Here is a 25,518-nt window from a genome sequence, read left to right as displayed (position 1 = left end):
TCTATAGTTCTTTGGTTCTAGATGCACTCAGGCGCGATCGCAACGTAATTGCCATCAATCCAATGATGGTCAAAGGCACAATCACATACTTAAGGGCTGAACCAAACAACACCGTACTGTCATGCTCAGTTGATTTCATCACCAGGTACAACGTGTAAGCCAAGTAATATACCACCAGTAGCAACCCTTCCCAACGGCTCACCAGATTGTCGTTAAAGCAAATGGGAAAGCACATAATCGCCACCCCCAGCATGACCGGAATATCAAATGCCAAAACCGATGGCTCAATGACAATGCCATTAGGCGCTAACGCACTCGTCACCCCTAAAACCACCAAAATATTAAAAATGTTGCTGCCTACCACATTGCCAACAGCAATATCTCGCTCACCGCGCAAACTAGCCACAATTGACGTTGCCAGCTCTGGCAAAGATGTCCCAAACGCCACAATGGTTAGACCAATGATTAAAGGATTGACCCCCAAGGACTCAGCAATGGTCACCGCGCCCCTGACCAACAGTTGTGACCCAATGACCAAACAGGCCATCCCGCCCAAGAAAGCCAGCACTTCAATACTCACCTTGGGCCAGGAAAACTCCTTAGGACCGTACTCTTGAGCATATTCATCCTGCACTTCAGGATTCTTCTCCCGGCGGCTTTGGAATAGCAGAAACAGGGTGTAAGTCAGCCCGCCTAGAAACAAAACCACACCGTCGGATGTCCCAATGGAGCCATCCATACTAAACATAAATACCAGACCAGACACCCCAATCATAATGGGAACGTCTAAGCGCACTAACTGCTGGGCCACCACCAAGGGAGCCACCAGGGCAGACACCCCTAAAATCAGCAACACATTGCAAATATTGCTACCCACTACATTGCCAACAGCAATTTGGGCTTGATCGTTAAACGTGGCGTGCAAACTCACAGCAAGTTCTGGCGCACTGGTACCAAACGCAACCACTGTCAAACCAATTACCAACGGGGAGATTCCTACCATAGCTGCTAAGTTGGAAGCACCTCTTACTAAAAAATCGGCACCAACAACTAGGAAAACTATCCCCAGCATGAGAAATACAGTGGCAGTCATGGCCTTACAGGCTATCTCCTTTACGCATCTTCTCTATTGTTTGTGAAAATCAAGCACCCGACCACCGAGCAGTTTATCGGCTTTATTGACTTGTTACATGTTTTGTTAAAGTCCATGGGACTACATGTATTAATGATTACCTCAATATCGATCATTCTGCTGACTACTCTGAGACAGAACAAACCGCCAATAGCCGTAATCTTTACCAACAGTTAAGCAAACCAACGATGACAATAGCCCCATGGCGACCAGCATTAGCGCGAGCCCTTCATCGCAATCGAGCCCAAGCCTACTGTCGTTATCTACAGCTAGCTACTGTCAATGAATCAGGTAAACCCTCTAATCGTACCGTAGTTTTTCGGGGATTTGTTGATGAAGCAATACAAATGGTCACCGATAGTCGCAGCGAGAAAGTCCAACATATTCAAGCCTGCCCGTGGACAGAGATTTGCTGGTACTTTACAGTCACCCGTGAACAGTTTCGCATAGCCGGTAGGATAACGCTGATTAGCGCTGCTCATGATCCTGATGCCGTTCGTCTAAATGCTTGGCAAACAATGTCAGCAAATGCTCACCAACAGTTTTACTGGCCTCACCCAGGTGAGCCACGGGTCAGTCAAGCAGCCTTTGAACCATCTGCTACGCCATCAACAGCATACCCTCCAGATAGTTTCTCTGTACTGCTACTCACCCCTGAGCGAGTAGAGCATTTGGAGCTACGAGGCCATCCTCAAAACCGATATCTTTATCAACAGACAGAGGGTGAATGGCAACTGCAGGAAGTTAATCCTTAAGCGGCAATCCTTAAGCGGCAATCCAACCGACCCAGGCTGCTAACGTTGGGGGCAGCCATCTAAAAATTCTTCAATCGCCCGATCTTGTAACCGACAACAGTCACCTTCATCGTGCTCTTCTTCCTTGGCCAATAGCTGCATGGCGACTGACGACTTCTGTAGCTGAGCAAGTTGGTGCTCCAGGGTTTCGATTCGATCCACCAGGGTACGAATGACCACCGCTTCGGAATCCGGTAGCTGACCATGTTCCAGTGGGCCTGGTCGACTGCTGGAACGATGGACAACCCGACCCGGTACCCCGACTACAGTGCAGTCCGAGGGCACATCTCGCAGCACAACGGACCCAGCGCCAACTCGAACATTGTTACCAATTTGAATATTGCCTAACACTTTGGCCCCAGCCCCAACCACAACTTGAGTGCCTAAAGTGGGATGACGTTTACCGGTTTCTTTACCGGTACCACCCAGGGTAACTCCCTGATAAATCAATGAATAATCGCCCACAATGGCCGTTTCACCAATGACTACACCCATACCATGGTCGATAAATACACCGCGACCAACAGTAGCTCCTGGATGGATTTCGATACCCGTAATCAGTCGGGCGATGTGGGATATAAACCTTGGCACAAACGGTAGACCCAGGTTCCATAGGCCATGGGCTAAGCGATAAAGCAGTAAAGCATGGAGGCCTGGATAACAAAACAGAACTTCCAGCGCGTTACGGGCAGCTGGGTCCCGTTCAAAAACTACTTTAAAGTCGGCAATAAATGTTCGTAACACGTAGACGTCCTCAGAGGTATTGATGCGTCGCTGATGGGGTTGAACCTATGGGTTCAGTTTAGAGCGGGTGTAAGTGTCACAACCGGCCAACGGTGTAACAAAACCATCGAGTAAGATCAGCGATCGAGTAATGGAGTCTTTAGGAAATATGAATGTGACGAAAGTGTAAAGATACACTCCGGAACTAGCATACCTCAGGGACAGATATTCAACCTGAACGTTGCCTGAAATATGAGTGTAATCAGTAGGTCAAGATCAGGGTGATCACGAAAATCGTTTGTCTCAACTGGCGCATACTTAACCCCAAAGCAAATGTGTCGTTTTACTGAAAATCATTACGGGATAAACCGACGCCATGGTGCATACCCCAACTCGCCCTTACGTTCTATTTGTCCAGCATGGCTGGCACGATACCAACCGTCGCATGCATCGGTTAGGACTGGCCCTAGCAGAGGCGAAAACCGAGGTCATTGCGCCAAATTTGGGACTGATTAAGACCTGGTGGCGGATTGATCCCCTGATTGAACAGGTAGAACAGATTGCGATCGCCACCCGTGATCAATACCCAGACCGCCCCTGGCGTATTGTTGGCCATTCCATGGGTGGATTGATCTGGTTAGAGCTACTGCAGCGCCATCCAGAATGGTGGACGCGGATCGATGCTGTCAGCTTAATTAGCTCCCCCGTTGGCGGAGCCGATCTGGGTCGAATTTTAGATCCCTACCGCTGGGGTATTGGCATTGCTAGAGACCTGGGCACCGACCGTCGCGCCATAGCAGAACATTTGGCTCGCCAGGTGCCTATGCAAACTATTGCCAGCGACTATGACGGTGGCAGCGATGGCACCGTCCCGATTCAGTGCTCCCAGTTTCGCCATGCCAGCTACACCCAGCTCAGTGGCATCCGCCATGACAACACCAAAGACCACCCCGAAGTAACTGCGGCGATTCAAACTTTTTGGCAGACCCTGCCCAACCCACTGGTCCAGGACCAGAACCAGGATCCCTACGAAGACGCCATCATCACTGAGCTACAAGCTATTCCTGGCATGACCGATGCTCACCGGCGCGACTTTCATCAGGCCCGTGTCTGGGCTACACTCTCCCAGGGGTTTACCCTGCGTACCTGGCGTCACCCCCTGGGCATTCATCACATATTTCTAGCCGATGCCGCCAATCGCTGCCGTTTTGCAGGATTTGTAGGCTGGGCTGATACCCAGGGTTTATATCAACAACTAACTGTGATTAAACAGCGCTGGACGGATTAAATTAGCTCCGATGCAACACTGAATGATCTGTTTGCTCAAAGTCTTTATAGCCCTGGTCAAAACACGTTAGGGCCTCGATTGCAGCTGGTCTGACTTAATAAACTTAACTCCAATGATGGTAGTTAAGTTTGACAGCGTGAGACGGAATAATGAGGATGAAGGCATCACGGCTTCAGCCTAAGGCAACACCTCTTCAAAGCATTAGAATCCGAGGTAGTAGCCGGTTGTAGCTCAGCAAATCAACGGTGAACCGTATCCCTTTTAAGGAGGCATCCTGTGTCACAGCTACCAACGTCCTCAGAGACTACTCCTAATAATGTCAAAAATTTTATTCAACGGATTCCAATTAACCGGATTCTGATGATCGCGATTGCGATCGCATGCCTTATCCGCATCACTTACATGGGCGTACGGGAGCTTTGGTACGACGAAGTTCTATCGTTATTATTATCCACCACCCAGCGGCTCAGCTACACCCAGCCGCCTGATACCCCCATTGCCTTGGCGGACTATAGTACGCTATTACAGCTGCCCTCATTTAGCGGCCCAGCTGACTTTATCAGAGCCGTCAAACCCTTATTACAAGGTCTGGTCGGTCGCGAACCCCATCCTCCCCTTTTCTTTTTATCCCAGTACCTGTGGCTACCCATAACCGGGAATCAAGAAGCCGCTCTGCGCAGCCTTAACCTGTTGCTAAGTTTAGGTGCAATCCTGGGAGCCTATGGCATGGGCAAAGCCCTCTTTAACCATCGAGGCGGTCTGACCTTAGCCGCATTATTAGGCTTAAACCCATTCTTTTGGTTTCACTCCCTTAATGTGCGCATGTACTGTCCCACCATTTTGTGGGTTACCCTCAGCGGTTGGGCCACCCTACAGCTCTGCAATCAACGCCTGTCTCGGCGAGGGCGATTAGGATGGTATCTGCTATTGACCGTTGCGATCGCCGCCGGGATTTTAACTTACTATCTGTCAGCCCTATGGTTTTTATCATTAGGCTGTGTCATTCTCATTCAAGACCGTAAACGCTGGTGGCAGTATGGACTTTGCGGTCTTGGTTCTGTTGGCTTAGCCGCCCCCTGGTTTTATTGGGGACTCCCACAGCAACTCAGAAATGTAGACCTCAAACGCTTCGCCACCCAAAGTAGCTTAGGAGAAACCATCACCAAACATACCCAGGGGGTGTTGGAAGTACTCGGCATTCAACTCACAGTAGGAGACTGGGCTACCAGCTTATCCCCCGCTGTTATTTTAACCATGGGATTTCTGGTAATCCTGTTATTAGCAACCATTATCTGGCATTTATGGCATCTCTTACGCAACGAGTCTCCTGGGCTGCTACTAACTATTTTGACCTTAGGCTGTTTACCCTTATTGCTAATGCTAGGATCTGATATCCTATCAGGAAAATCCACGTTGGCCTGGGGGTTTGGTCGCAGCGCAATTTTTATTTTGCCGGGTCTGTTGTTACTAATTACCGCCTGGTTAATCAACCTATCCAATACCTGGCAAAAACCAGTTTTAATCACAATATTAGTGTTATACCTTGGTCTAAATGTAGGCGATATGATGGGACGCAACCGCCAGGTATTTCAGCAAATTGCCAACGCTGCTACGGCCTCAGATACCACCCTAATTGCCATGAACTCCAAAGCCTGGGGCCATGTTCTTCGACTGGTTTATTATTTCCCCAGCGATACTCCTGTAAAGTTGTTGGCCACTGATGCTGCGACACTCCCTGAAGCGTTAGACAATGTCATCACCAATTCAGAATATGATCAAATTCTCTGGCTAGAATCCAGGAGACCCGTATGGAAAACACCCACAGCCGCAGAAGCTGAGCAAATCCGCCAAGATATTGATCGCCTTTTAAGCAGAGATTATCAGACCGTAGAACAACAAGAGCTGACGGGCACCATGGAATTGGACAGCTTTAGTTTAAATATCTATGAGAGAGTATCCTAACAATTCAAGATTCGCCTAGAACCGATAATTGCTCACCCTGCTGAGCATAGAAGATATCCTCCACATCACCACGGCGAAACAACGGTTGTTGCTGGCGCTTGGACAGACGATGTTCTATGCCAGCTTTGATCAACAAATCCAGGATGTCTTTTTTGCGTTTGCCAAACATCGCCGCTGCATCCTGGAGACGAATCCACTGTTGCCGAAACAACCCTAAGATTTTCTCCTCAGGTTCTTGCTGGATACGACTTAACAAAATCTCCGCCAACAGCCAGCAAGCTTTAGTATCCGCTTCAGCCCGATGAGAGGTACCCACATCAAAATTAAAGTGTTTGACGAGATTGGGCAGACTACGAGAGGGCAAATCCGCCAGCATTAGCCTGGAAAGCAGCACAGTGCAAAAACGGTGGCTGGGCGGACGATAGTAGTGAACATCAAGACGTTTGTATTCCGATTGGAGAAAGCCGTAGTCAAAATCAAGATTATGAGCCGTGAGCACATCCTGACGGAGTAAGGGTTCATAGTCGGCCCAGATTTCCTCAGGGTAGGGAGCCTTGCTAACCATAGCGGTGGTAATGCCGGTAATTTTAGTAATAAATGGCGGCACCTTACCTGTGGGGTTAATCAGGGACGTTTCCTGTTGGAGGATACCGTCAGTCAGGTTAGCTTTAATAACGGAAACTTCGATGACGTTGGACTTATAGGCTACAGAGCCAGTGGTTTCGACATCGACGACGGTTAACGTGGATTGGCTTACCCGTCGGTAGAAGGCCAGCAGCTGTTTGGAAAGCAGAGAGGATTGACCCTGGTATTTTTTCCCCGATGGTTGAGCGGCCATGGTTGGTGGCGGTTACAGCGTTAGTTATTGTAGCGTTTGGAGTTTGGCGAATACTTTAAAGTTAAAGAAATCCCTAGGAGAAAAGCTACCAGTTACCCAGGCCCCCAAACCCCCAAATCTGCCCTCGCTCCCAGGCTCTGCCTGGGTAACCCACACCAGCCCTGTGGCTCCGCCACCATCATGAGCCGCCTCCACGCGGAAACTCTACTATGCCTAACTAAGGGACGTAGATGATTCATCAAAGGGATATCTTCAGCCAGTTGTAGCCTTCTAACGAAAACACCTAAGCAATGCTGGTGCCCCGATAGAGTTCTTCGATGGGTAGCTCCAGGTTAATGCTTTTGAGGGTAACTTGTTCGCCGATAGTATAAATGGTGGTTTCCCATCGTTGATCGTCTATGGGATAACGGCATTCGACTTGCATGATGTCTTGGTCAATCAAGACGTATTCTTCTAAGGAGGCTAGCAGAGCGTAATCTTTGAATTTATCGCCTCGGTCGAAGTCTGTGGTGGAGGGGGATAAGACTTCGGTGATTAATTTGGGATAGCGTTTGACGTAGCGATCTTCTCGGTCTCGTGGATTACAAGTAACAAAGGCATCTGGGTAATAGAAAAAGTCGTCGGCGTAGTTGACTTTGACGTCACCGGAGAAGAATTGGCAAGTGCCATCGCGCAGGTGCAAGTTTAGGGCAGTGAGAAAGTTAATGGCAATGCGGCTATGGTCATCGCTGCCGCTTGCCATGGCATAGACTAAGCCCTGGCGATATTCGTGGCGAATCGCGTTTTCATGCTCCAGGGCCAGGTATTCTTGAGGGCTAAAACCAGCGGGAATTGCCATCATAATGACTACCGTTGATCGTTACTATTGTGGCGTAAAACTGATGCATCATCTTGACTTTAGTTGCTATTGCTTGGATAGAGCAGCGGCAATGACTAAATTTGGATAAGGTTGAGTACGGATCGTGTTGAGGTGGTTGTGATGTTGGATCGAGCAGCCTTGCTGGAACGAATTACTCAAACGCCTGGTAAATGTGGGGGGCGTCCTTGCATTCGAGGTATGCGAATTCGGGTGGTGGATATTTTAGAAACGTTGGCAGAAGGGGGCACTGCTAGCGAAATTTTAGAAGATTTTCCTGATTTAGAGGCAGCTGATATACAAGCTTGTCTGCTATATGCGGATTGATTTCCCGAGGTTGGCTGAATGACCTTCTGTGGATAGTCTATTAAGGCAATACTACAAATCTGAGTTGTAGCAGTTGATTTAGCTAGAATACTGCGGTGGCAACTAATATACCCTGCTATGGCTGATACGATTTTGCTGACGATTGACTGGCGTGCGGCAGATAGTGATATGCCCGAAGAGCAGCAGGAAACGCTAACCCAAACGGTGTTTCAGGAACTGCGGGCGTTAGATGAGGTGGAAGATGTGCAGCGGGTGGCAGACCCGGAGGTGCCCGACGGGGGCATGGGTGCTAACTGGCTGTGGAGTGTTTTGACGGCAGAAATAACTGTTGAGGGGATTAAGCAGGTGTGTCAGGATGCTTATGAACGGCTGCCTGGTAAACCGATTGAATTTACCCTGGAAGTCGATGGGAAGAAAGCCAGCATTGGGGCGAAGAATGTCCGCCCGGATAACTTTGATGAGACGCTTGAAAAACTGGTTGCAGCAGCGCAGAAACTACAGGATAGTTAATCAAAACAGTGGGGAATTGGCTGGTTGAGGGCTGAAAGAATTGGAAGGTGCTGACTGCTGGGTGAATGGCTAGAAAGATTGCATTGCTGATTGGTGTTGGGGAGTATGGCAATGGGCTAAAGCCGTTGCGATGTCCGGCTAATGGTGTGGGTGCCATGCAAGAATTGCTGGAAAATCCTGAGATTGGTGGTTTTGATCAGGTGGTGCCGCTGATTAATCCGGATTTATTCACAATGCGGTCTCGCATTAGTGAAGTGTTTACCCAAAACCTCACTCAACATGACATGGTGCTGTTTTATTTCACAGGTCACGGCATCAAGGATATGATGTCTGGCAAATTTTATCTATCCACTGCCCAAACTCAGCTTTTTGGAAACGGTAGTCCAAATATGGGAACAGCAGTGTCTGCTGATTTTCTGAAAGATGTGATTGAGAGTTCCCCTACTAGGCGTAAAGTCATCATTTTAGATTGTTGCTTTGCTGGAGCGTTTGTTGATGGCTTTTTAGCTATGGATGATGGCAGTGTCGATGTTGAAACTTATTTGGGAGGTAAGGGCTGGTGTGTGCTGACAGCTGCCACATCAATGAAATACGCCCTAGAACAAGAAGGTGAAGATTTGTCGGTGTATACCCGCTATTTAGTAGAAGGCTTAAGAACAGGTGGTGCAGCACCGGACGGACAAAACTTTATTGCCATTGGGGATTTACATCAGTATGTGTATACCCAGGTAAAAGCAGCGGCACCTGCTATGGAACCCCTCATGTTTAATAAAGAACAGGGACCTGGAATTATTATTGCTAAGGTGCAGGTAGATAATGCACAACGTTATCGAAAAGAAGTACAGCGTAAAGTCAACGAGAGAAATGGTCGTTTAAATTATGCGGCGAAAGCCACTTTGAAGCAGAAACAGACACAATTTAAAGTCTCAAATACAGATGCAGAAAAGATTTTAGATGAAGTTCTCAAGCCCTACAAAGAAAGGGCAAATCATCTAGAAACCTATACTCAAGCATTGAAAGCTGAGAAAGAGGAAGCCTACCCATTTTCCCGTGAAATCATTGAAGATTTTGAAGAGTTAAAGCGGTTGCTAAATTTACGAGATGAAGATGTGCAGGCAGCAGAGGTAGGGATTTTGGGTCATAGGCTTGAAAAAAGTTTAAATCCTCTACCTGAAGTACCTTATAAGACTCTTGCTGATACTTCGAAAATTCTCTACCTCAAAAATATCAAAGATCCAAACGGGTGGGCATACACACTTCAGCGCATTAAACAGAGTGGTGGCTCTGTAGACTCTAGAGTATTTGAATTATTCTGGCCTGCAAGTAGTAAAGGTGCTCAAACTCCATCGGCACATGAGTTAATTATCCTACATCAGCGTGCTCGGGTTACCCATATCGTTGAGGTATTAGACACTGATATATGCAGTGATAACCATGGAACCTATCGTTGGGTAAGAGTGTTATGGATGGCCGATGAAGGCGATTGGTCACAGTTACCCCATCAGCGGGAAATCTTGGGATTTGAACCACCTACAATCGTCGGTGGGGCAACTCTTTCTTTCCAAAATAAAAGCTTTTCAAGCTTTTGGCAGGTTTGGAACAAACTTGAACTCTTTCAGAATTATGTTTGGCTGAAACTTAAGAATCAGATCAACTTATCTGTTCAAGAATATCAAACTCAAAATGAGCCAAACCTCAAATTCTCCTTTGAAACTATTCAGGTGGATGAGAACGGTAAAGTAATCGAAACTCTGGAAAAAGAGGCAGAGTTTTTTGCTGAAGATTTGGATGATGGAATCAAGCTAGAGATGGTGCGGATACCAGGTAACACGTTTATGATGGGGGCTGCTGAGGGAGAAAAAGATGCTAGCAAGGATGAGTATCCACAGCATCAGGTGACGGTGCCTGAGTTTTGGATGGGGAAGTTTGCGGTTACCCAAGAGCAGTGGCAGGCAGTGGCAAAGCTTGACAAGATTAATCGTGATTTGAAAGGAGATCCGGCCAGATTTAAAGGAACCAAGCGACCAGTCGAACAAATTAGTTGGGAAGATGCTGAAGAGTTTTGTAAGCGATTGTCGAAAAAGACAAAGAAGGAGTATAAACTACCCAGCGAGGCTCAATGGGAATATGCATGTCGGGCCGGAACTAAAACGCCGTTCCATTTTGGTCCCACGATTACAACAGATTTAGCTAATTATAGGGGTAGTTCTACTTACGGCAATGGGCCAAAAGGGCAGTATCGCAAAGAGACCACTAAGGTAGGGAGTTTTGCGATCGCAAACTCATTTGGCCTTTACGACATGCATGGCAACGTATGGGAATGGTGCTTAGATGACTGGCACGACACCTATAAAGATGCCCCTAAAGATGGAAGCGCATGGATATCTTCTGGCAAAATAAAAATACTGCGGGGCGGTTCCTGGTACTTCAATCCGGTCGGCTGCCGCTCTGCTAATCGCTACAGGCTCGACCTCGACCTCTTCTACTACGATATTGGTTTTCGGGTGGTCTGTTTTCCTCCCAGGACATAATATTGGCGCTTTACACTCTTGCACTTTGATCTAATTTCTTTTCCCTCTTTAGCGCGAAGCGCTTTAAATTTTTTTTGCAATTTTGAAGTTTTCAGAGATTTTTAAATAAAAATTAGAAAAAGGTATTTATACTGCCTCCATGAAAGAACTACCAATTATTCAGAAAACCTACGACCTAATTAAGTGGTATGTGCCTATACTCAACCGACTACCAAAGAATCATAAATTCCTACTAGGTGACCGAATGACGTCTGGCCTATACGATTTTCTAGAACACCTAATTAAAGCACGCTACGAACGCCAAAAACTCACTCGTCTGGAAAATCTTAACAGTCAGTTAGATATATTACGCTATCAAACTCGGCTGCTTCTCGACTTTCAACAAATGGATGCCCAACGCTACGGATATATCTGTCAAAGACTTGATGCCATTGGCAATGAGCTGGGTGGCTGGATCAAACAACAAAAGGTAAAACACCATGAAGCGCCACGGAAATCTCTGGCCCCACATCATTGAGTTTGAAAACTTATTACTATCAGCTTGAAAAGCAGAAAAAGACAAGCGATTCCGAGAAAATGTTCTGGAATTTAACTTCAATCTAGAACATAACCTTATCCAATTACAGGCAGAATTAGCAACTAAAACCTATCAGCCTGGAGCGTATAAAACGTTTAAAATTATCGATCCAAAACCACGCATGATTTCCGCCGCACCCTATCGAGATCGAGTGGTTCACCATGCCCTTTGTACTGTCATTTGTCCCCTATTTGAACGTAGTTTTATTGCTGACTCCTATGCCAATCGAGTAGGTTTTGGCACCCATCGTGCCCTGGCTAAATTTATTAAATTCTCTCGCTCCAGTCGCTACGTTTTACAGTGCGACATTCGTAAATACTTTCCATCAATTGACCTTGAGATCCTCAAAACCTTAATCCGTCGCAAGATCAAGTGCAAAGATACCCTCCGGTTAGTCGATGCGATTATCGACGGCAGCAACGAACAAGAAACCGTAATTAATTATTTCTCTGGTGACACTCTGATTACCCCCGCTATGCGTCGTCGAGGTCTCCCTATTGGCAACCTCACCAGTCAGTTCTTTGCCAATGTTTACCTCAATGGCTTTGACCATTTCATCAAAGAAAACCTCCACGTTAAACGCTATGTTCGCTATGTGGATGATTTTGCCCTATTCAGCGATGACAAAGCTTTTTTACAAGACGCAAGAGAATACATAGAAGCCTATCTCGCTACCCTCCGACTCAAAATTCATCCCATCAAAAGTCAACTCTTTGAAACCAAAGTAGGTGCCACCTTTCTTGGATTTAGAGTCTTACCTAACCGTATTCGAGTCTGTTCTAGCAATCTTAAGCGCGGTCGTCGTCGAATAAAGGATCTAAAACTCGCCTATCAACGTGAAACCATGCCTCTGGAACAGATTCAACAATCATTGCAAAGCTGGTTTGCTCATCTCAACCATGGTGATACCTGGCAGTTACAAAACCAAATACTTCTCACACTACCTTTTGCGGCACAATTAGACCTGTAGCCTTTTCCTAAGATCACTCGTGATCAAAAAGGAAACCTACGACGGGACAGGCATCACCGACTGCGGGGCGGTTCCTGGAACAACAATCCGGACAACTGCCGCTCTGCTAATCGCAACAGGAACGACCTCGACAACTACTACAACAATATTGGTTTTCGAGTGGTCTGTTTTCCTCCCAGTACTCTTCACAGCCAGAGTTGGTGGATGGGAATTCATCAAGCGTGTAGGAAGAGTCCAGCCATTGCTCCGGTGATATGAGGTAACCGTATCCAAAAATCAACCTGTGCTGAGCAGCTTAGTAGGCAATGCTGAACGGTTGCCCAGCACTAATTGACTAAGCTGCTTGCTGAGTTTGAACCATGAACAGATTATGCACAGTTCTATTCGCGAAACTCAGATTTATTTTTCTCCCAGGAAATGATATTGGTACTCTCCCCTCGCTCCCAGGCAGAGCCTGGAGCCTAGAGTGGGTTCCTACATCATTACCCATCTGACTGACATGGCTAACTCATCCCGAGTTGCCTGTAATTCCGGTGCATTCAATCCTGCAAGAGCCTGCTTCCATCCCTATCCTACTGGATCTGTATGATTATGGTGAGCCGCGATTTATTACAGGACTTGGAAGTGTATCACGAAAGAAAATTCGAAACGGTGCAATTACGTTCGAAAAATTCAGAAAATCGATAATGTTCGATTTCCAGTTCCCTTAAAGACGAAGGTTTTTTCTCTGTGTGTAATCTGCTAAGTCGTTTTCCTATCTTTGGGTTGACTACACATTGCTATCGTCCATACTGAGACCCTTGCTTCATTTTTTACGTTATGAATCGTTTATCCCTATCTGTGTCACTATTCATATCGTCACAGGGGCTAAAGACAAGAAAAACAAACAGGCTATTTTATCGCAGAAATCTCATCCCCATCGTCCTCACAGGAACTTCTTGAATTCTTTTTAAAACCATTAAAACCCTTTACCATCAAGACTGATCGCAGAATTATCCAGTAAATAACATGGTTCATATTATCTAGAACTGTTGACATAGCCGAATTCGATTTTTATTATGCAAACAGGAAACAGGTGCAAGCTGCCACAGAGAACGTGTAAAACTCGCACTTAAGAAGAAAATACGGCATTAAAGTTGTTGCAATTACATCACTTGCTGAATCTCATAACTGATGCTAGAGCCTAGACAACTTGTTGATTCGATTGAATGCCGACAGCGAGGAAGGGATCAGGATTTTATCAGATCCAAAAATGTTGTCTGCAGAGATGTTCCATGGAACGTCTGTACGGCAAAAGATAGGACCTAATTGAATCCTCATTCCTAAGTTCTCGATTACCTGTAGCAATTGACGCTTAATCCATTACTACGACAAGTGCAGGAAGTTTCTGTGCTGGTGAGATCGCGTCTATGACTCACCTGATCACGTGTGTTCAAAGCTAGAGAACCCTTTGGTCTTTTTCAAAACAGACACTGATTGTTGGGAGCAGTTTGAGCCCAATTAAACTCTCTATTTGAGTTCAAACCGTCCTGAAAAATGTTGTCTGCTCCAAAGGGGATCAATGCCATTTGCAATCTAGTCCTAAACAATAGAGAACATGCAGAATATAGCGTTTGAACAAGAAGTTCTGAGACTAACTAATGAATTTCGTCAGCAAAACGGTTTAAAGGCTCTCTTCCTGGATCAAAGCCTAGAACGGGCCGCTGACAACCATAGTAGAGACATGGCACGGCAGGACTACTTTTCCCACACAGGAAGAGATGGCTCCAAGCCCTGGGACCGTGCCCAACAAGCAGGCTATGAATCTAGAACTATTGGTGAAAATATCGCTGCAGGTCAGCGCTCTGCACAAGCTGTCTTCAATGGTTGGAAGAATAGCTCCGGTCACCGAGCTAACATGCTAAATCCCAACTATAACGAGATTGGTATTGGCCATTATTATCTGGAAAATGACACTGGCAGCACCAACTACAATCACTATTGGACACAGGTGTTTGGTAAGGGCACTGTTGAAAACTCGAATCCCAATCCCAATCCAAACCCGAATCCGAGTCCCAACCCCAACCCGAGTCCTAATCCAAGCAACAACTCTGTGATTCGTGGAACCGATGGAGCGGATCGGTTAATTGGCGGCTCCAAAAGTCAGCGTATCGGTGGTAAAGGAGGCAATGATTTTATCGACGCGAAGGGAGGTAACGACAAAATTTATGGTGATCAAGGTAATGACAAGCTGATCGGTCATTACGGTAATGACTATATTCTTGGTGGCGCTGACAATGATCAGTTGTTGGGAGGTCCGGGCAATGACAGACTGATCGGTGGAACCGGCAACGATGTCTTAAAAGGAGCCTGGCATCGACGTTCAGCTGAGAAAGATGTGATGACTGGTGGCAGCGGTCGCGACACCTTTGTCTTGGGTGATCAGAAAGGTACCCTATATGACGATGGCAATGCTAACTCTTTGGGAACGAAGAACTATGCGCTGATCACCGATCTGAAGGTGAGCGAGAGAGATATTATCCAGCTGAGCAACGATCATAATTATCGGTTAGGCTCATCCCCTCAGGGAGTTGATAGTGGTCGTGCCTTGTTTATTGACAATGGTCCCGGTCAACAAGATGAGCTAATTGCAGTTATTCGTGGCTCAGGTAATCTCAATCTGGACAGCAGCACATTTCGGATGGTTTAACACCGAGGCTATGCATTTTCCCTAATCCTACTAAAAAAGTATTGATTAGTTGAGATTGCTCGTCTGTCCTCACTCAAAGCGAGCCAGGGGGATTCTAATATCTCCCTGGCCACTAAGGTTTTGAGCACAAGCAACTCCATAATTTCGCTGCATCAAACCTGAAAACCGGGCTCTGAGGTTGAAGATCTAAAAGCGTTTGTATTGAAATATTGCCAATTGATTTGACTCACAGTCTTAATGTGGGCCAAATAGATACGTTAGATACAGGGCAATAGGCTGTAGAGGCGCACAACTGTACGCCTCTACAGCTGATCTGATAAAACCTCTTTTGCTTGGAGCTATGGGAACGCTTTCGAAACTAAAACTCGGACAAAAGTTTACGCTGATGCTGATGGTCGTTTTTATGGGCGGCATTCTGATGAGTGGTGTGGCTCTCTCTAGGCTGCTCAACTATACGGCCCAAACAGAACTGACTAATAAGGCGCTGATGCTGATGGAAACAATGAATTCCGTGCGGCAGTATACCGTCGATGAGGTGCGCCCTGAACTGGAGGAGGAAAGTGAAGCGGTATTTTTGCCAGAAATTGTCCCTAGCTATTCAGCCCATCGGGTGTTTGCAACGTTGCAGTCTAATGAAAATTATGAAGACTTTTTTTATAAGGAAGCGGTTTTAGATCCGACTAATCCTAAGGACAAGGCTGATGACTTTGAGACTTCGCTGATCAGTTCATTTCAACGTGATGCCAGTCGTGATGAGTTGCATGGGTTTAGACCTGCCCCCGGTGGCAAGCTGTTTTATATTGCTCGCCCTATTCAAATTAAGCAGGAGGCCTGTCTGACCTGCCATGGCTCCCCAGACCAAGCCCCTAAAAGTATGGTTTCTCTTTATGGCAGTGAGCATGGCTTTAATTGGCAATTGAATGAAATTGTCGGTACGCAGGTTATTTCGGTACCGGCCCAAACGGTTTTTAATACGGCTAAGCAATCCCTATTGATTACCTTGGGTGTGTTTACAGGGGTATTTGCGATCGCAATTTTCCTGGTCAACTTCTGGCTTAAACGCTACGTTGTCCGTCCGATTAATCGCATGGCCGCTACTGCAGAAGCCGTCAGTACGGGCGACACCAAAGCCGAATTTATCAAATGGTCCGATGACGAAGTTGGCAACCTTACCGACTCCTTTAACCGCATGCGTCTAAGTTTGCAAATGGCTATGCAGCGGCTAGAACGACATCGCCGTAAACGCAAAGGCAGTCAGGGAGCCGGATAGACGACGTACGGGCGCACAGCAGTGCGCCCAGAACATCAATGCTGCGCCCATAGCCCGAAGACTGTACAGGGGCTATAGCGAACCGCCCTCCAGCATCTCCTCACTTTGACTTGATACTAATCTCATCGCGCAGCTCATTTCGAAACTCCTGCGCTTTCTCTCCGTCCGGAATCTCTCTGGCTAGCCGATCAACAAAAGCCGGGGGGCTGAGATCTGGATAATCCCCCAGTGTATCCTCAATAATCATGCTGGCCATAGGTCCAATGCACTGGGCCAATACCTCACGGCAGTGATCAATAAAGTTAGGCTTGAGTGTTTGCTGACGTTGCTGCAGAACGGTAGTAATCTCAGGCATGGTGTCACTGGAGGCCATGGCCTCATCAGGGATACAAATGTGACTCAAAAAGACGGTGGCCTGATCGGCATCTGAGATTTGCCCGGCTAAAATTTCAACAATTTCCTGGGGAGTTGCACTGGGATAATCTTCCAGGGTTTCTGCAATGACCATGTCAGCAATGGGACCAATGCAGCGGCTCAGTTCATCGCGACACTGGGCAATAAAGGAGGGGTCTGGCCCAGAACTGCGGTCAGTCTGCTCCGGTGAAATGGCAGCGGGTGGCGGGGGTACCTGGCTCAGGGTTTTGCTAAAGTTTACAGGCAGTAACGGTGTGAGTTGCTCAAAAACCTCTTGGGCAGACTGAAATCTATTCTGGGGCTGCTGCCGGGTCATTTTGGCAATTATTTTTCCCAGGGCTGGGCTGATCTGTGCATGCTGCTGCCAGTCCATGTTCAGCGTATGGGGGTCCATCAGGTTACGGGGATGTTTGCCGGTCAGTAATACTAGGGCCGTCACGCCTAGGGCATACAGATCTCCAGAAGGCGTACATTTGCCAAACATTTGTTCCGGTGGGGAATAGCCAAATTTGCCCACGGCAGTCACTGCTTTTTGGAGGTTTTCGTTATGGGTGACGCTTTCTGATAAGGAATCTGACATGGTGTTGTTGACCAGGCCAAAGTCTATCAGTACGGGCAGGTTGCGATCGCGAGAATACATCACATTCTCCGGTGAAATATCACGATGCATAATATTGAGACTGTGCAAATAGTTCAGCACCCGCAGCATATGGGCCATCCAGACAGTCACTTCTGTCTCACTAAATAGCTTTGACTGCTTTTTGCGCTGCTGTAGCAGTTTTAGATAGGTAACTCCGTTGATATATTCCTGGACAATAAACAACCGCTTGGCCTGGGTAAAACAGGCCATAAATTTAGGAATTTGTGGATGGTCAATGCTGTGTAACGTCTTCGCTTCACGCTGAAACAGCTCAATGGCCTTTTGTAGGAGCTTGCCCTGTTGTTGCAGGGGGCGCAGTTCCTTGAGTACACAGAGTTCGCCAAAGCGCTGGGTGTCTTCAACCAGGTAGGAAAACCCAAATCCCCCCTGGCCCAACATGCGTTTAATGGTGTAGCGCCCTCCGACTTTGGTACCTTCTGCCAGTACGGGGGTAGGCTTTTGGGAGGATGTTGGATTAGAGGTTGTTTTCTGAGGACCTGACGCGGATCGAGCCGCAGTCTTAGGCTTTGAGCCAGCGGCGACATTAATGTGGTAAGCCGTAATCGGTTCTTGAATATTTTTAAGCTGGAGTGGACCAGCACAGTCTGCATCAAGGGACAAACGTACCTTGACCAGGTCGTAAATCATTTTGGATAGGCAAATACCGCCTGGGTTTGCCTGGGTTTGGAGACGAGCGGCAATATTAACGCTGTTGCCCATTACGTCTGAATTGTTAAAAAAGACGTCTCCCATGTGAATGCCAATGCGGTGGGGTAGGTCATTCGTATCCCTGGATTGGGCTGTCAGGGATTTTTGGATTGCGATCGCGCAGCTCACCGCTTGAACAGCACTGACAAAATACATCAGCAAGCCATCACCAGTGGACTTCAGCACCTGCCCCTCAAAGTCCTGACATCGGGTCGCCATCAACGTTAAGTCACGCTGAATTAGCTGAAGTGTATTTTCTTCATCAACCGACATGCGGGCACTAAAACCAACCGCATCAGTAACAACAATAGCGGCGAGCGCACGCTGCCCTCGGCTAGGGGTGGGAAGATCGCTGGACATGGGGCTGAAGACGCTACCAAGACGTCACATTATTGAACAACTAAGACCAATGGATTTGTGGTTTTCTAAGAGCTTTATACAGATGCCCCTAAATAGAGACGAACCTCCGTACAAAAGACCACTAAAGAACTATCACGACCACATAATCTTCATCACAATGCTGAGTTTTTTCTGATCAAATGCTCTATGACACCTAAGAAACTGTCTATTCATACAACTACTCCCCTTGCCAGAGCATCACATATTTATGCTTTCAAGCTTATCTGGCGCGGACAGTAAAATCAGGCATCCTACTCACAAAGCTTAATCACAATCAAACCTATCGCTGTCATTGCTTCATCTCCACCGCAAGATTAAGCCACACCTGGCTCGCCATCCTCTCAGGCAATCTGCCATTTCCCAGTGTCCCTATTAGCGATAGCATCTAAAGATTGACGTTTTTTAGTTGACCTACTTTAGTGCAAACAGCAACCCCAAAGGGCACAGAATCTATGGACACACAGAACCTGATCCGAATTATCGACACCGCCTGGGAAAACCGCAGCTCGATCAATTCCAGTACATCAGGCGAAACCCGCGATGCTATCGAATATGTAGTGAACGGCCTGGATAGTGGCCAGTATCGGGTTTGTGAAAAATCAGGCAACGATTGGGTTGTGAACCAATGGCTCAAAAAGGCCGTATTGATGTCCTTCCGTCTCAACGACTCCACCGTCATTTCCAGCGGTCTAAAATACGCCGAAATGGGCGATGCCCCCTGGTTTGACAAAGTTCCCTCCAAGTTTTCTGGCTGGACCCAGGAGCACTATGCCCAAGCAGGCTTTCGCGCCGTGCCCAACTGCGTTGTCCGGCGCGGGTCCTACGTTGCCAATAACGTTGTATTGATGCCCAGCTTTGTCAACATTGGTGCATATGTCGACAGCGGCACCATGGTAGACAGCTATGTAACGGTCGGTTCCTGCGCTCAAATCGGCCAAAACTGCCACCTCTCTGCAGGTGTCGTCATTGGGGGTGTTTTAGAACCCCTCCAGGCTAACCCCGTCATCATTGAAGACAATGTTTTTGTCGGCGGTCAAAGTGAAGTGTCCGAAGGTGTGATCGTCAGAGAAGGAGCGGTACTGGCCATCGGTGTATATCTGAGTCAATCCACTAAGATTGTCAACCGCGCCACCGGCGAGATTACCTACGGTGAGATTCCACCTTATTCTGTTGTTGTTCCTGGGGCACTACCCGGCAAGCCCCTGGCAGACGGTACCCCTGGACCGAGCCTATATTGCAACGTGATTGTTAAGACTGTGGATGATAAGACCCGGTCCAAGACTTCGATTAACGAGCTGTTGCGGGATTAACGTAGGTTAGTTTGAACACGTGAAACCCAACTTTCCCGCAGATGTTGAATTTTACTCGATATTTCCGAAAACGTTGGGTTTTACAAAGCTCGATATTTCCGAAAACGTTGGGTTTTAAGCAACCCAACCTACATGTGTATTGTCTATAGGAATTTCACATGTCTCTGTTGCCTTTTGACCAAAAGGAAGGATATCTGTGGCTCAACGGCGAAATCGTTGTCTGGAAAGACGCCGCTATCCATCCTCTTACCCATGGTCTCCACTACGCCAGTAGCGTCTTCGAAGGCGTTCGAATTTACAATGGCCAACCATTTTTATTAACTGAACATATTGAGCGCCTGCATCAGTCCGCCAAGATCCTGGGTTTTGAACTGTCTTATTCTACGGACGACATGATCGCCGCCACCCATGACTTACTAGCCAAAGATCCCATTGATGTTGGTTACATCCGTCATTTTGCTTGGCGGGGTAGTGAGCGCTTACGCATCTACGCACCGGATACTTCTACCCGTTTAGGCATTGCTGCTTGGGCATTTCCCACGACCTTATTTAATATCGAAACTAAGCAACCCTTAAAACTCACCAGCCAAATCAGCTGGCGTAAGCCTGATCCAACCACGGCACCTACGGTTAGTAAAGCCGCCTGCCTTTACCCCATCTGCTTTATGAGTAAACATGAGGCGGTAGAGCAAGGGTTTGATGATGCGCTCATGCTGGACTATCGGGGACTGATTGCCGAGTCCACAGCGTCCAATGTGTTTTTGATTGTAGATGGGGCCGTCCATACGCCCATTCCAGACTGTTTCTTAAACGGCATTACCCGCCAAACCATTATTAAGCTTGCCAAGCAGCTGGAAATTCCCGTCTTTGAGCGCCACATTCAACCAGAAGAGCTAACCCAGGCCCAAGAGGTCTTTTTGACCGGGACAACCTGTGAAATTGAGTCGATTAGCCAGATTGACGAGCAGCCGTTTGAGTCGTTTGGTCCAGTAACGATGCGTTTGATTGAGGCGTATCGGGACTTTGTGACAGCGCAGACGGCGGCAAACGGTTAGTTGGTTTTGTACAATGCTGAGAGTATTTATGGAGAGGCACTGGAGGACTTATGTGGACAAAATTCTCATAATGAATATATGTCTTGGGTTTTCCGCCCCTTATGAAAATATTGCTGGTGAATGATTTCGTCACATAGCAAGTCTCTCGGAGGCCCCCAAACCCCGAATTCTGGAGGCTTTAGAAATTAATCCTTCAAAAGGCTTGTGGGAGATTATAACCTCGAAGTCCCTCAGAACTGGGGGATTTCAGGGGCCTGAATAACGTTTGTTTCATTGCCCATGTTTTAAATACTAAATTCGCCAACGTAAAGGGATTCCTCGTGCAAACATCACTCTAACTCCAAGATTCAGTTTCTCTCAGCTTTTACTCTCCCAAAACAAGATTCTCTAAAAATTCCCATGACCATTGGTACCTCTCTAGAGACCCTCATCTTCAATCCCGTCACAGTCACTCAAGAGCTTATTCGCCGCCCCAGCGTTACCCCTGACCGTGAAGGTGGCCTAGACGTTGTCCAGCGTCACCTGGAACAACTGGGTTTTACCTGTCACCGCATGACGTTCCACAACGAACCCGGTAGCTATGAAGTTGACAACCTTTACGCTCGTCTGGGAACCGATGGACCCAATCTAGCCTTTGCTGGCCATACTGATGTGGTGCCTGAAGGCAATCGTGACCGTTGGGGAGATATTGATCCCTATAAAGGAGAAATCCGAGACGGGATTTTGTGGGGGCGAGGTACTGTCGACATGAAGGCAGGTATTGGCTGTTTTATTGCTGCTGTATCGTCCTGGTTAGCCAAGAATAAAGACTCGTTTAAAGGATCTTTTAGCTTTATCATTACCGGCGATGAAGAACACGAAGCCATTAACGGGACCAAGCCGGTGATGCAGTGGCTGGAAAAACAAGGTGAAAAGATTGATGCCTGTGTGGTAGGAGAACCCACAAACCCACTGGAAATGGGAGACTGTGTGCATATTGGTCGGCGGGGCAGTATCAATACATTTATTACGGTGAAGGGGAAGCAAGGGCATGTGGCCTATCAGCGTAATGTCCTGAACCCGGTACCGGCAGCGGTGGCTATGGTATCGGCACTGCAGAAGCTGACGTTGGATCAAGGCAATGAGTGGTTTGAGCCCTCAAATCTGGAAATGACCCAGTTTGAGACAGCCAAATGTGCGGAGAATGTGATTCCAGCTGAAGTGAAACTGCGGTTTAATATTCGCTTTAACGATGAACAAACTGGGGCAGGGCTGCAGCAGCTCATTCGGGAAACGGTTGATCCCATTGCCCGTGAGTATAGCACCGAGTACGATATTCGCTTTCGTGTCAGTGGTGAAGCGTTTCGTACTGATCCCAATGATGGGTTTGTTGCCCTGGTACAGGACGCGGTTGAAGAGATTGCCAACCGACGGCCCAGGCTCAGTACAGAGGGTGGCATCACCGATGCTCGGTTTCTGGTGCCTCACTGTGTAACGGTGGAATATGGGCCGTTGGATAACACCATGCATCAGATTGGTGAACATATTCCCATTGCTCATATTCACGAACTGCACCAAGTGTATGAGCGTATTATCGACAAGTTTTTTAGCAGTTAAATTTATAGAATTCAAGGGAGGTTATTCTCTCTTCCCATTGAATTGCATTTTTACGCCGTTGCCTGGAGCCAGGGTTACTCCACGTCTTTTAGGCACTTCAGGTGTTTTATCGACCCACTCCAGCTGGTAGTGCGACACCAGGGTGGCCAACACTAGTTTCATCTCAAACTGAGCTAATACCTCACCAATGCACCGGCGGATACCACCACCAAAGGGAAGAAACTCATAGTTGGAAAACTGGCGTTCTAAGAATCGTTCGGGTTTAAATGATTTGGACTCCGGATAGAGGTCAGGCCGATGGTGGGTGAGATAAATGGCCCCATATAGTCGAGTGCCTGGCTCTAGTGCGTAATCCATCAGTGTCATGGGTGCTGTGACTTCGCGAGGAACTGTCAGAGTAGCAATGGGATACAGCCGCAGGGTTTCATGACATACGGCCGTGAGATAAGGCAGCTTTGTGATCTCCATGGGATCAGGGGAAGGCCCTAAACGATCCAGCTCATCTACCAGGGTTTGATAAATCTTGGGATTCTGGTAAATCCAGTAGAGCGCCCAGGAAATGGCACTGGCCGTTGTTTCATGACCGGCCACTAGCATGGTTAGCAGTTCATCATGGAGTTCGGCATCGGCCATGGGCTGACCGTTTTCGTCTCGGGCGGCGATCAGCAGGCTGAGGATATCGTTTTTGTGGGTTGTATCTTGGGCTCTACGATCGCAAATCTCAGCCAGCAATAGTTCACTCACCTGATGACGCACATGCTGAAAATGGCCCCATGGGCTACGGGACCCCCAATTTATACGCAATGCCGGAAAGAATAAAGCACCGGAGACCAGACTATTTTGAAAACAGTCGGTAAACTCAATAATCAATGTCTTGAGCTGGTCAAACCGAGGACCGTCACTGAGGCCAAAGACCACCTTCAGAATGACATCCAGGGAAATTGTTTGCATCAGCGATCGCGCCAAAAACGACTCCCCAGGCGCTAAACCTGCCATGGCATTTTCCGTCAGTTCAAGGATTAACTGACCATATTGGGGAATCTGCTCGCGATGAAACGGCGGCATCAGTAGCTTACGTTCACGTCGATGGCGAGCACCTTCTAGACAAAAGATAGAGCGATTGCCAACAATCGGCTGCAGGAGTGCATTGGGGGGAGCGGTAATACACTTGTCGCTAGAGAAAATTTGTTGAATCCCTTGGGGATGGCTGACAAATAAAACAGTCTCATGGTCGCCAATGACCGGTGCGTTGAAAATATCCCCACCCCTTTGTGCTCCCTGTTCCATGTAGTCCAGTGGCTTGGCTGTGTAATGCAGCATTTGCAACCAGCGCGGTGCTGTTGACCCTTGGGGAATCGAGGAGACAGTCATGGAGATACGCCCGATTACTACTCTCCTACTCTAAAGGTTGATGATCAGATGTAAACACCCGACTAGGGCAGACATAAGGTCTGCCCCTACGAGCTCTTGACATGGGAGCAGAAGAAGATGCTCTAGTTGTTACAGGTCTTCTATGATTCTGAGAGGCGCTTGACCTTAGCCCCAGCCAAGCGCTGATGAATCTCGGCCAGCCGTTGAGGGATCCTATCTTGATGAGGACTCTGCTGCAGACAGCGGCTTAGATCTAACGAGGATAAATTATCAGCGCGAGCACCGGGGAACCAATGACTGCCGCCCCCCAACAGGTTATAGCGAGCTGCTGCATATTCGGTCATATCAAAGGCATCCATCAGGTTGCCCAGCCAGAGCGTTATGGGAATATTGAGGTTGCCAGGGGTATCTTCCGGTTTGGGTAGACCCACATCCCAGGTTTTATACCAGGTTTCACCCAGGGCTGCGATCGCAGCTTTCTTCAGCCTTTTCAAAATCGGTGGCAGCACTTCATCTGCCTGCTCGATCAGCGGTAGCACCTTCATGTGTTCATCAAAGTCACTGGGTTTAGCTGCCCCCAGACTCAGGGTATGCACCTGTGAGTGACTTAAACAAAACAGGTCATTAAACACCATTGGACTGAGGGGCGCACACAGATCGACTAGCTTTGGCGGTGGCGCATAGAGGTGCCCCCCTTTATCCGACGGACTGATAATAAATACCCCGACATCGTTTTTCTGAGCCGCTGCAATTGCTGGCCAATTATTCTGAAAAATGTAGTACCAGTGCAGGTTTACGTAATCAAACTGGCCGGTATTAATCGTATCCACAATTACATTGGTGGGACCGTGGGTAGAAAACCCGACATGACGCACACGTCCCTGTCGTTGCAGGTCACGCACCACATCCATACAGCCACCCGGACGTAGCGTCCAGTCTAGTAGCTCGTGGGTATTGATGCCGTGGATACCCAATAGGTCCACATAGTCTAGCTGTAGGTTTTTGATGGACTTATTAAAGGTGTCGAGGAATTCTTTGGAGTCCTGGCGCGGTGTGACTTTGGTTTGGACGATGATGCGATCGCGCTCGAAGGTCGGTAGGACTTTACCCAGCTGTATCTCTGAGGTGCCATAGCCGCGAGCCGTTTCAATGTGGTTAATACCTAGCTCAACGGCGCGTTTGATCGTAGTATCCAAATTTTCCTGATTTTTTGCTGGAATCATCCACTGCGGTACATCTTTCCAGGAGTGTTGGTACCGCATGCCACCGCAGGAAAACACTGGCATTTGTAATTCTGTGCGTCCAAATCGACGATATTGCATTCGCTGACAGAGGATTTAATTCCTTGATTAGTATGCAAGATTTGAACCAATTCTGCCTGGTGGGTATTTTTATGTGATTTAGGGTGATTGGTTGGGGGCAAAACCGGTTGCGTGGGGTCCCTTGTATGTTGGGTAGCGCATCAGGGATGCTAGTAATAGCCATCATTTCATGCAATCCAAACTGGGGGGTCCCTAGAGCTAACCAAGCTCGGTCGGAGAACAGCGGATTGCGCCTG

22 protein-coding genes are annotated in these 25,518 nt (G+C 47.7%); 14 read left to right on the top strand and 8 right to left on the bottom strand.

Going from position 1 to position 25,518, the window contains the following annotated elements; translation table 11 throughout:
- Position 1 precedes the first annotated feature (1 nt).
- Positions 2-1,093 carry a calcium/sodium antiporter gene (locus tag N836_RS51275; protein WP_023072585.1) on the bottom strand — a complete coding sequence of 364 codons (1,092 nt, stop codon included), beginning with the start codon at positions 1,091-1,093 and terminating at the stop codon, positions 2-4.
- 227 nt (positions 1,094-1,320) lie between these two features.
- Here N836_RS51275 and N836_RS51270 point away from each other — a divergent pair, with 227 nt between their 5' ends.
- A complete protein-coding gene (locus tag N836_RS51270; RefSeq protein WP_023072584.1) occupies positions 1,321-1,887 on the top strand; it encodes an Npun_F5749 family FMN-dependent PPOX-type flavoprotein in 567 nt (188 codons plus the stop codon).
- Between the two features lie 39 nt (positions 1,888-1,926).
- On the opposite strand, the gene cysE is transcribed toward N836_RS51270, so the two are convergent.
- Positions 1,927-2,670: a serine O-acetyltransferase gene (cysE, locus tag N836_RS51265; protein WP_023072583.1), complete on the bottom strand. Its 744-nt coding sequence runs from the start codon at positions 2,668-2,670 to the stop codon at positions 1,927-1,929.
- Positions 2,671-3,025: 355 nt separating this feature from the next.
- Here cysE and N836_RS51260 point away from each other — a divergent pair, with 355 nt between their 5' ends.
- Both N836_RS51260 and N836_RS51255 read left to right on the top strand, forming a co-directional pair.
- Positions 3,026-3,937 carry an alpha/beta hydrolase gene (locus N836_RS51260; RefSeq protein ID WP_023072582.1) on the top strand — a complete coding sequence of 304 codons (912 nt, stop codon included), beginning with the start codon at positions 3,026-3,028 and terminating at the stop codon, positions 3,935-3,937.
- Between the two features lie 276 nt (positions 3,938-4,213).
- On the top strand, positions 4,214-5,899 hold the full coding sequence (locus N836_RS51255) for a glycosyltransferase family 39 protein (RefSeq protein ID WP_023072581.1): 1,686 nt from the start codon (positions 4,214-4,216) through the stop codon (positions 5,897-5,899).
- Between the two features lie 4 nt (positions 5,900-5,903).
- On the opposite strand, the gene N836_RS51250 is transcribed toward N836_RS51255, so the two are convergent.
- From N836_RS51250 to N836_RS51245, 3 genes are all read right to left on the bottom strand, one after another.
- Positions 5,904-6,737: a 3'-5' exonuclease gene (locus tag N836_RS51250; RefSeq protein ID WP_023072580.1), complete on the bottom strand. Its 834-nt coding sequence runs from the start codon at positions 6,735-6,737 to the stop codon at positions 5,904-5,906.
- A 24-nt stretch (positions 6,738-6,761) separates the two neighbouring features.
- A complete protein-coding gene (locus N836_RS76485; RefSeq protein ID WP_023072579.1) occupies positions 6,762-6,932 on the bottom strand; it encodes a hypothetical protein in 171 nt (56 codons plus the stop codon).
- Between the two features lie 88 nt (positions 6,933-7,020).
- On the bottom strand, positions 7,021-7,578 hold the full coding sequence (locus tag N836_RS51245; protein ID WP_023072578.1) for a Uma2 family endonuclease: 558 nt from the start codon (positions 7,576-7,578) through the stop codon (positions 7,021-7,023).
- 138 nt (positions 7,579-7,716) lie between these two features.
- Between N836_RS51245 and N836_RS51240 the strand changes: the two genes are divergently transcribed.
- The 8 genes from N836_RS51240 to N836_RS51220 all read left to right on the top strand — a co-directional run bounded on the left by N836_RS51240 (position 7,717) and on the right by N836_RS51220 (position 16,467).
- Positions 7,717-7,920, top strand: coding sequence for a DUF433 domain-containing protein (locus tag N836_RS51240; RefSeq protein WP_031292639.1), 204 nt, complete (start codon positions 7,717-7,719; stop codon positions 7,918-7,920).
- A 117-nt stretch (positions 7,921-8,037) separates the two neighbouring features.
- Positions 8,038-8,430 carry a hypothetical protein gene (locus N836_RS0137910; RefSeq protein WP_023072576.1) on the top strand — a complete coding sequence of 131 codons (393 nt, stop codon included), beginning with the start codon at positions 8,038-8,040 and terminating at the stop codon, positions 8,428-8,430.
- Between the two features lie 65 nt (positions 8,431-8,495).
- Entirely contained in the window at positions 8,496-10,961 is a 2,466-nt protein-coding gene (locus N836_RS75290; RefSeq protein ID WP_023072575.1) for a caspase, EACC1-associated type, read from the top strand.
- A 139-nt stretch (positions 10,962-11,100) separates the two neighbouring features.
- Positions 11,101-11,478 (top strand): diversity-generating retroelement protein Avd, encoded by a 378-nt coding sequence (gene avd / locus N836_RS51235; protein WP_023072574.1) that lies wholly within the window; start codon positions 11,101-11,103, stop codon positions 11,476-11,478.
- Between the two features lie 181 nt (positions 11,479-11,659).
- On the top strand, positions 11,660-12,508 hold the full coding sequence (locus tag N836_RS51230) for an RNA-directed DNA polymerase (protein ID WP_023072573.1): 849 nt from the start codon (positions 11,660-11,662) through the stop codon (positions 12,506-12,508).
- Between the two features lie 12 nt (positions 12,509-12,520).
- On the top strand, positions 12,521-12,766 hold the full coding sequence (locus tag N836_RS78040) for an SUMF1/EgtB/PvdO family nonheme iron enzyme (RefSeq protein ID WP_327058694.1): 246 nt from the start codon (positions 12,521-12,523) through the stop codon (positions 12,764-12,766).
- 1,339 nt (positions 12,767-14,105) lie between these two features.
- A complete protein-coding gene (locus N836_RS78035) occupies positions 14,106-15,197 on the top strand; it encodes a CAP domain-containing protein (protein WP_023072571.1) in 1,092 nt (363 codons plus the stop codon).
- Between the two features lie 340 nt (positions 15,198-15,537).
- The gene (locus N836_RS51220) at positions 15,538-16,467 is read left to right on the top strand and encodes a c-type heme family protein (RefSeq protein WP_023072570.1); all 930 of its coding nucleotides are present in this window, start codon (positions 15,538-15,540) and stop codon (positions 16,465-16,467) included.
- 100 nt (positions 16,468-16,567) lie between these two features.
- Here the strand turns inward: N836_RS51220 and N836_RS0137890 are convergent, their stop codons facing one another.
- On the bottom strand, positions 16,568-18,589 hold the full coding sequence (locus tag N836_RS0137890) for a protein kinase domain-containing protein (protein WP_023072569.1): 2,022 nt from the start codon (positions 18,587-18,589) through the stop codon (positions 16,568-16,570).
- 491 nt (positions 18,590-19,080) lie between these two features.
- On the opposite strand from N836_RS0137890, the gene dapD reads away from it, so the two are divergent.
- The 3 genes from dapD to dapE all read left to right on the top strand — a co-directional run bounded on the left by dapD (position 19,081) and on the right by dapE (position 22,589).
- Positions 19,081-19,938: a 2,3,4,5-tetrahydropyridine-2,6-dicarboxylate N-succinyltransferase gene (dapD, locus tag N836_RS51215; protein ID WP_023072568.1), complete on the top strand. Its 858-nt coding sequence runs from the start codon at positions 19,081-19,083 to the stop codon at positions 19,936-19,938.
- A gap of 158 nt (positions 19,939-20,096) precedes the next feature.
- On the top strand, positions 20,097-20,993 hold the full coding sequence (gene ilvE / locus N836_RS51210; RefSeq protein ID WP_023072567.1) for a branched-chain-amino-acid transaminase: 897 nt from the start codon (positions 20,097-20,099) through the stop codon (positions 20,991-20,993).
- 399 nt (positions 20,994-21,392) lie between these two features.
- Positions 21,393-22,589 carry a succinyl-diaminopimelate desuccinylase gene (dapE, locus tag N836_RS51205; RefSeq protein WP_023072566.1) on the top strand — a complete coding sequence of 399 codons (1,197 nt, stop codon included), beginning with the start codon at positions 21,393-21,395 and terminating at the stop codon, positions 22,587-22,589.
- Positions 22,590-22,610: 21 nt separating this feature from the next.
- Here dapE and N836_RS51200 read toward each other — a convergent pair whose 3' ends face one another.
- A complete protein-coding gene (locus tag N836_RS51200) occupies positions 22,611-23,960 on the bottom strand; it encodes a cytochrome P450 (protein ID WP_023072565.1) in 1,350 nt (449 codons plus the stop codon).
- A 140-nt stretch (positions 23,961-24,100) separates the two neighbouring features.
- Positions 24,101-25,282 carry an aldo/keto reductase gene (locus tag N836_RS51195; RefSeq protein WP_023072564.1) on the bottom strand — a complete coding sequence of 394 codons (1,182 nt, stop codon included), beginning with the start codon at positions 25,280-25,282 and terminating at the stop codon, positions 24,101-24,103.
- Positions 25,283-25,518: the final 236 nt, after the last annotated feature.

This window comes from Leptolyngbya sp. Heron Island J (genome assembly GCF_000482245.1).
Taxonomy (GTDB): domain Bacteria; phylum Cyanobacteriota; class Cyanobacteriia; order Phormidesmidales; family Phormidesmidaceae; genus Leptothoe.
Note: the sequence above shows the minus strand (reverse complement) of the source record. Positions and strands in the feature narration are given on the sequence as shown.

Excerpts from the sequence above, each read along its gene's own strand:
- N836_RS51275 (WP_023072585.1), bottom strand. The coding sequence starts at position 1,093 with ATGACTGCCACTGTATTTCTCATGCTGGGGATAGTTTTCCTAGTTGTT.
- N836_RS51270 (WP_023072584.1), top strand. The coding sequence starts at position 1,321 with ATGACAATAGCCCCATGGCGACCAGCATTAGCGCGAGCCCTTCATCGC.
- N836_RS51260 (WP_023072582.1), top strand. The coding sequence starts at position 3,026 with ATGGTGCATACCCCAACTCGCCCTTACGTTCTATTTGTCCAGCATGGC.
- N836_RS51250 (WP_023072580.1), bottom strand. The coding sequence starts at position 6,737 with ATGGCCGCTCAACCATCGGGGAAAAAATACCAGGGTCAATCCTCTCTG.
- N836_RS51245 (WP_023072578.1), bottom strand. The coding sequence starts at position 7,578 with ATGATGGCAATTCCCGCTGGTTTTAGCCCTCAAGAATACCTGGCCCTG.
- N836_RS51240 (WP_031292639.1), top strand. The coding sequence starts at position 7,717 with ATGTTGGATCGAGCAGCCTTGCTGGAACGAATTACTCAAACGCCTGGT.
- N836_RS0137910 (WP_023072576.1), top strand. The coding sequence starts at position 8,038 with ATGGCTGATACGATTTTGCTGACGATTGACTGGCGTGCGGCAGATAGT.
- N836_RS75290 (WP_023072575.1), top strand. The coding sequence starts at position 8,496 with ATGGCTAGAAAGATTGCATTGCTGATTGGTGTTGGGGAGTATGGCAAT.
- avd (WP_023072574.1), top strand. The coding sequence starts at position 11,101 with ATGAAAGAACTACCAATTATTCAGAAAACCTACGACCTAATTAAGTGG.
- N836_RS51230 (WP_023072573.1), top strand. The coding sequence starts at position 11,660 with ATGATTTCCGCCGCACCCTATCGAGATCGAGTGGTTCACCATGCCCTT.
- N836_RS78035 (WP_023072571.1), top strand. The coding sequence starts at position 14,106 with ATGCAGAATATAGCGTTTGAACAAGAAGTTCTGAGACTAACTAATGAA.
- N836_RS51220 (WP_023072570.1), top strand. The coding sequence starts at position 15,538 with ATGGGAACGCTTTCGAAACTAAAACTCGGACAAAAGTTTACGCTGATG.
- N836_RS0137890 (WP_023072569.1), bottom strand. The coding sequence starts at position 18,589 with ATGTCCAGCGATCTTCCCACCCCTAGCCGAGGGCAGCGTGCGCTCGCC.
- dapD (WP_023072568.1), top strand. The coding sequence starts at position 19,081 with ATGGACACACAGAACCTGATCCGAATTATCGACACCGCCTGGGAAAAC.
- ilvE (WP_023072567.1), top strand. The coding sequence starts at position 20,097 with ATGTCTCTGTTGCCTTTTGACCAAAAGGAAGGATATCTGTGGCTCAAC.
- dapE (WP_023072566.1), top strand. The coding sequence starts at position 21,393 with ATGACCATTGGTACCTCTCTAGAGACCCTCATCTTCAATCCCGTCACA.
- N836_RS51200 (WP_023072565.1), bottom strand. The coding sequence starts at position 23,960 with ATGACTGTCTCCTCGATTCCCCAAGGGTCAACAGCACCGCGCTGGTTG.
- N836_RS51195 (WP_023072564.1), bottom strand. The coding sequence starts at position 25,282 with ATGCAATATCGTCGATTTGGACGCACAGAATTACAAATGCCAGTGTTT.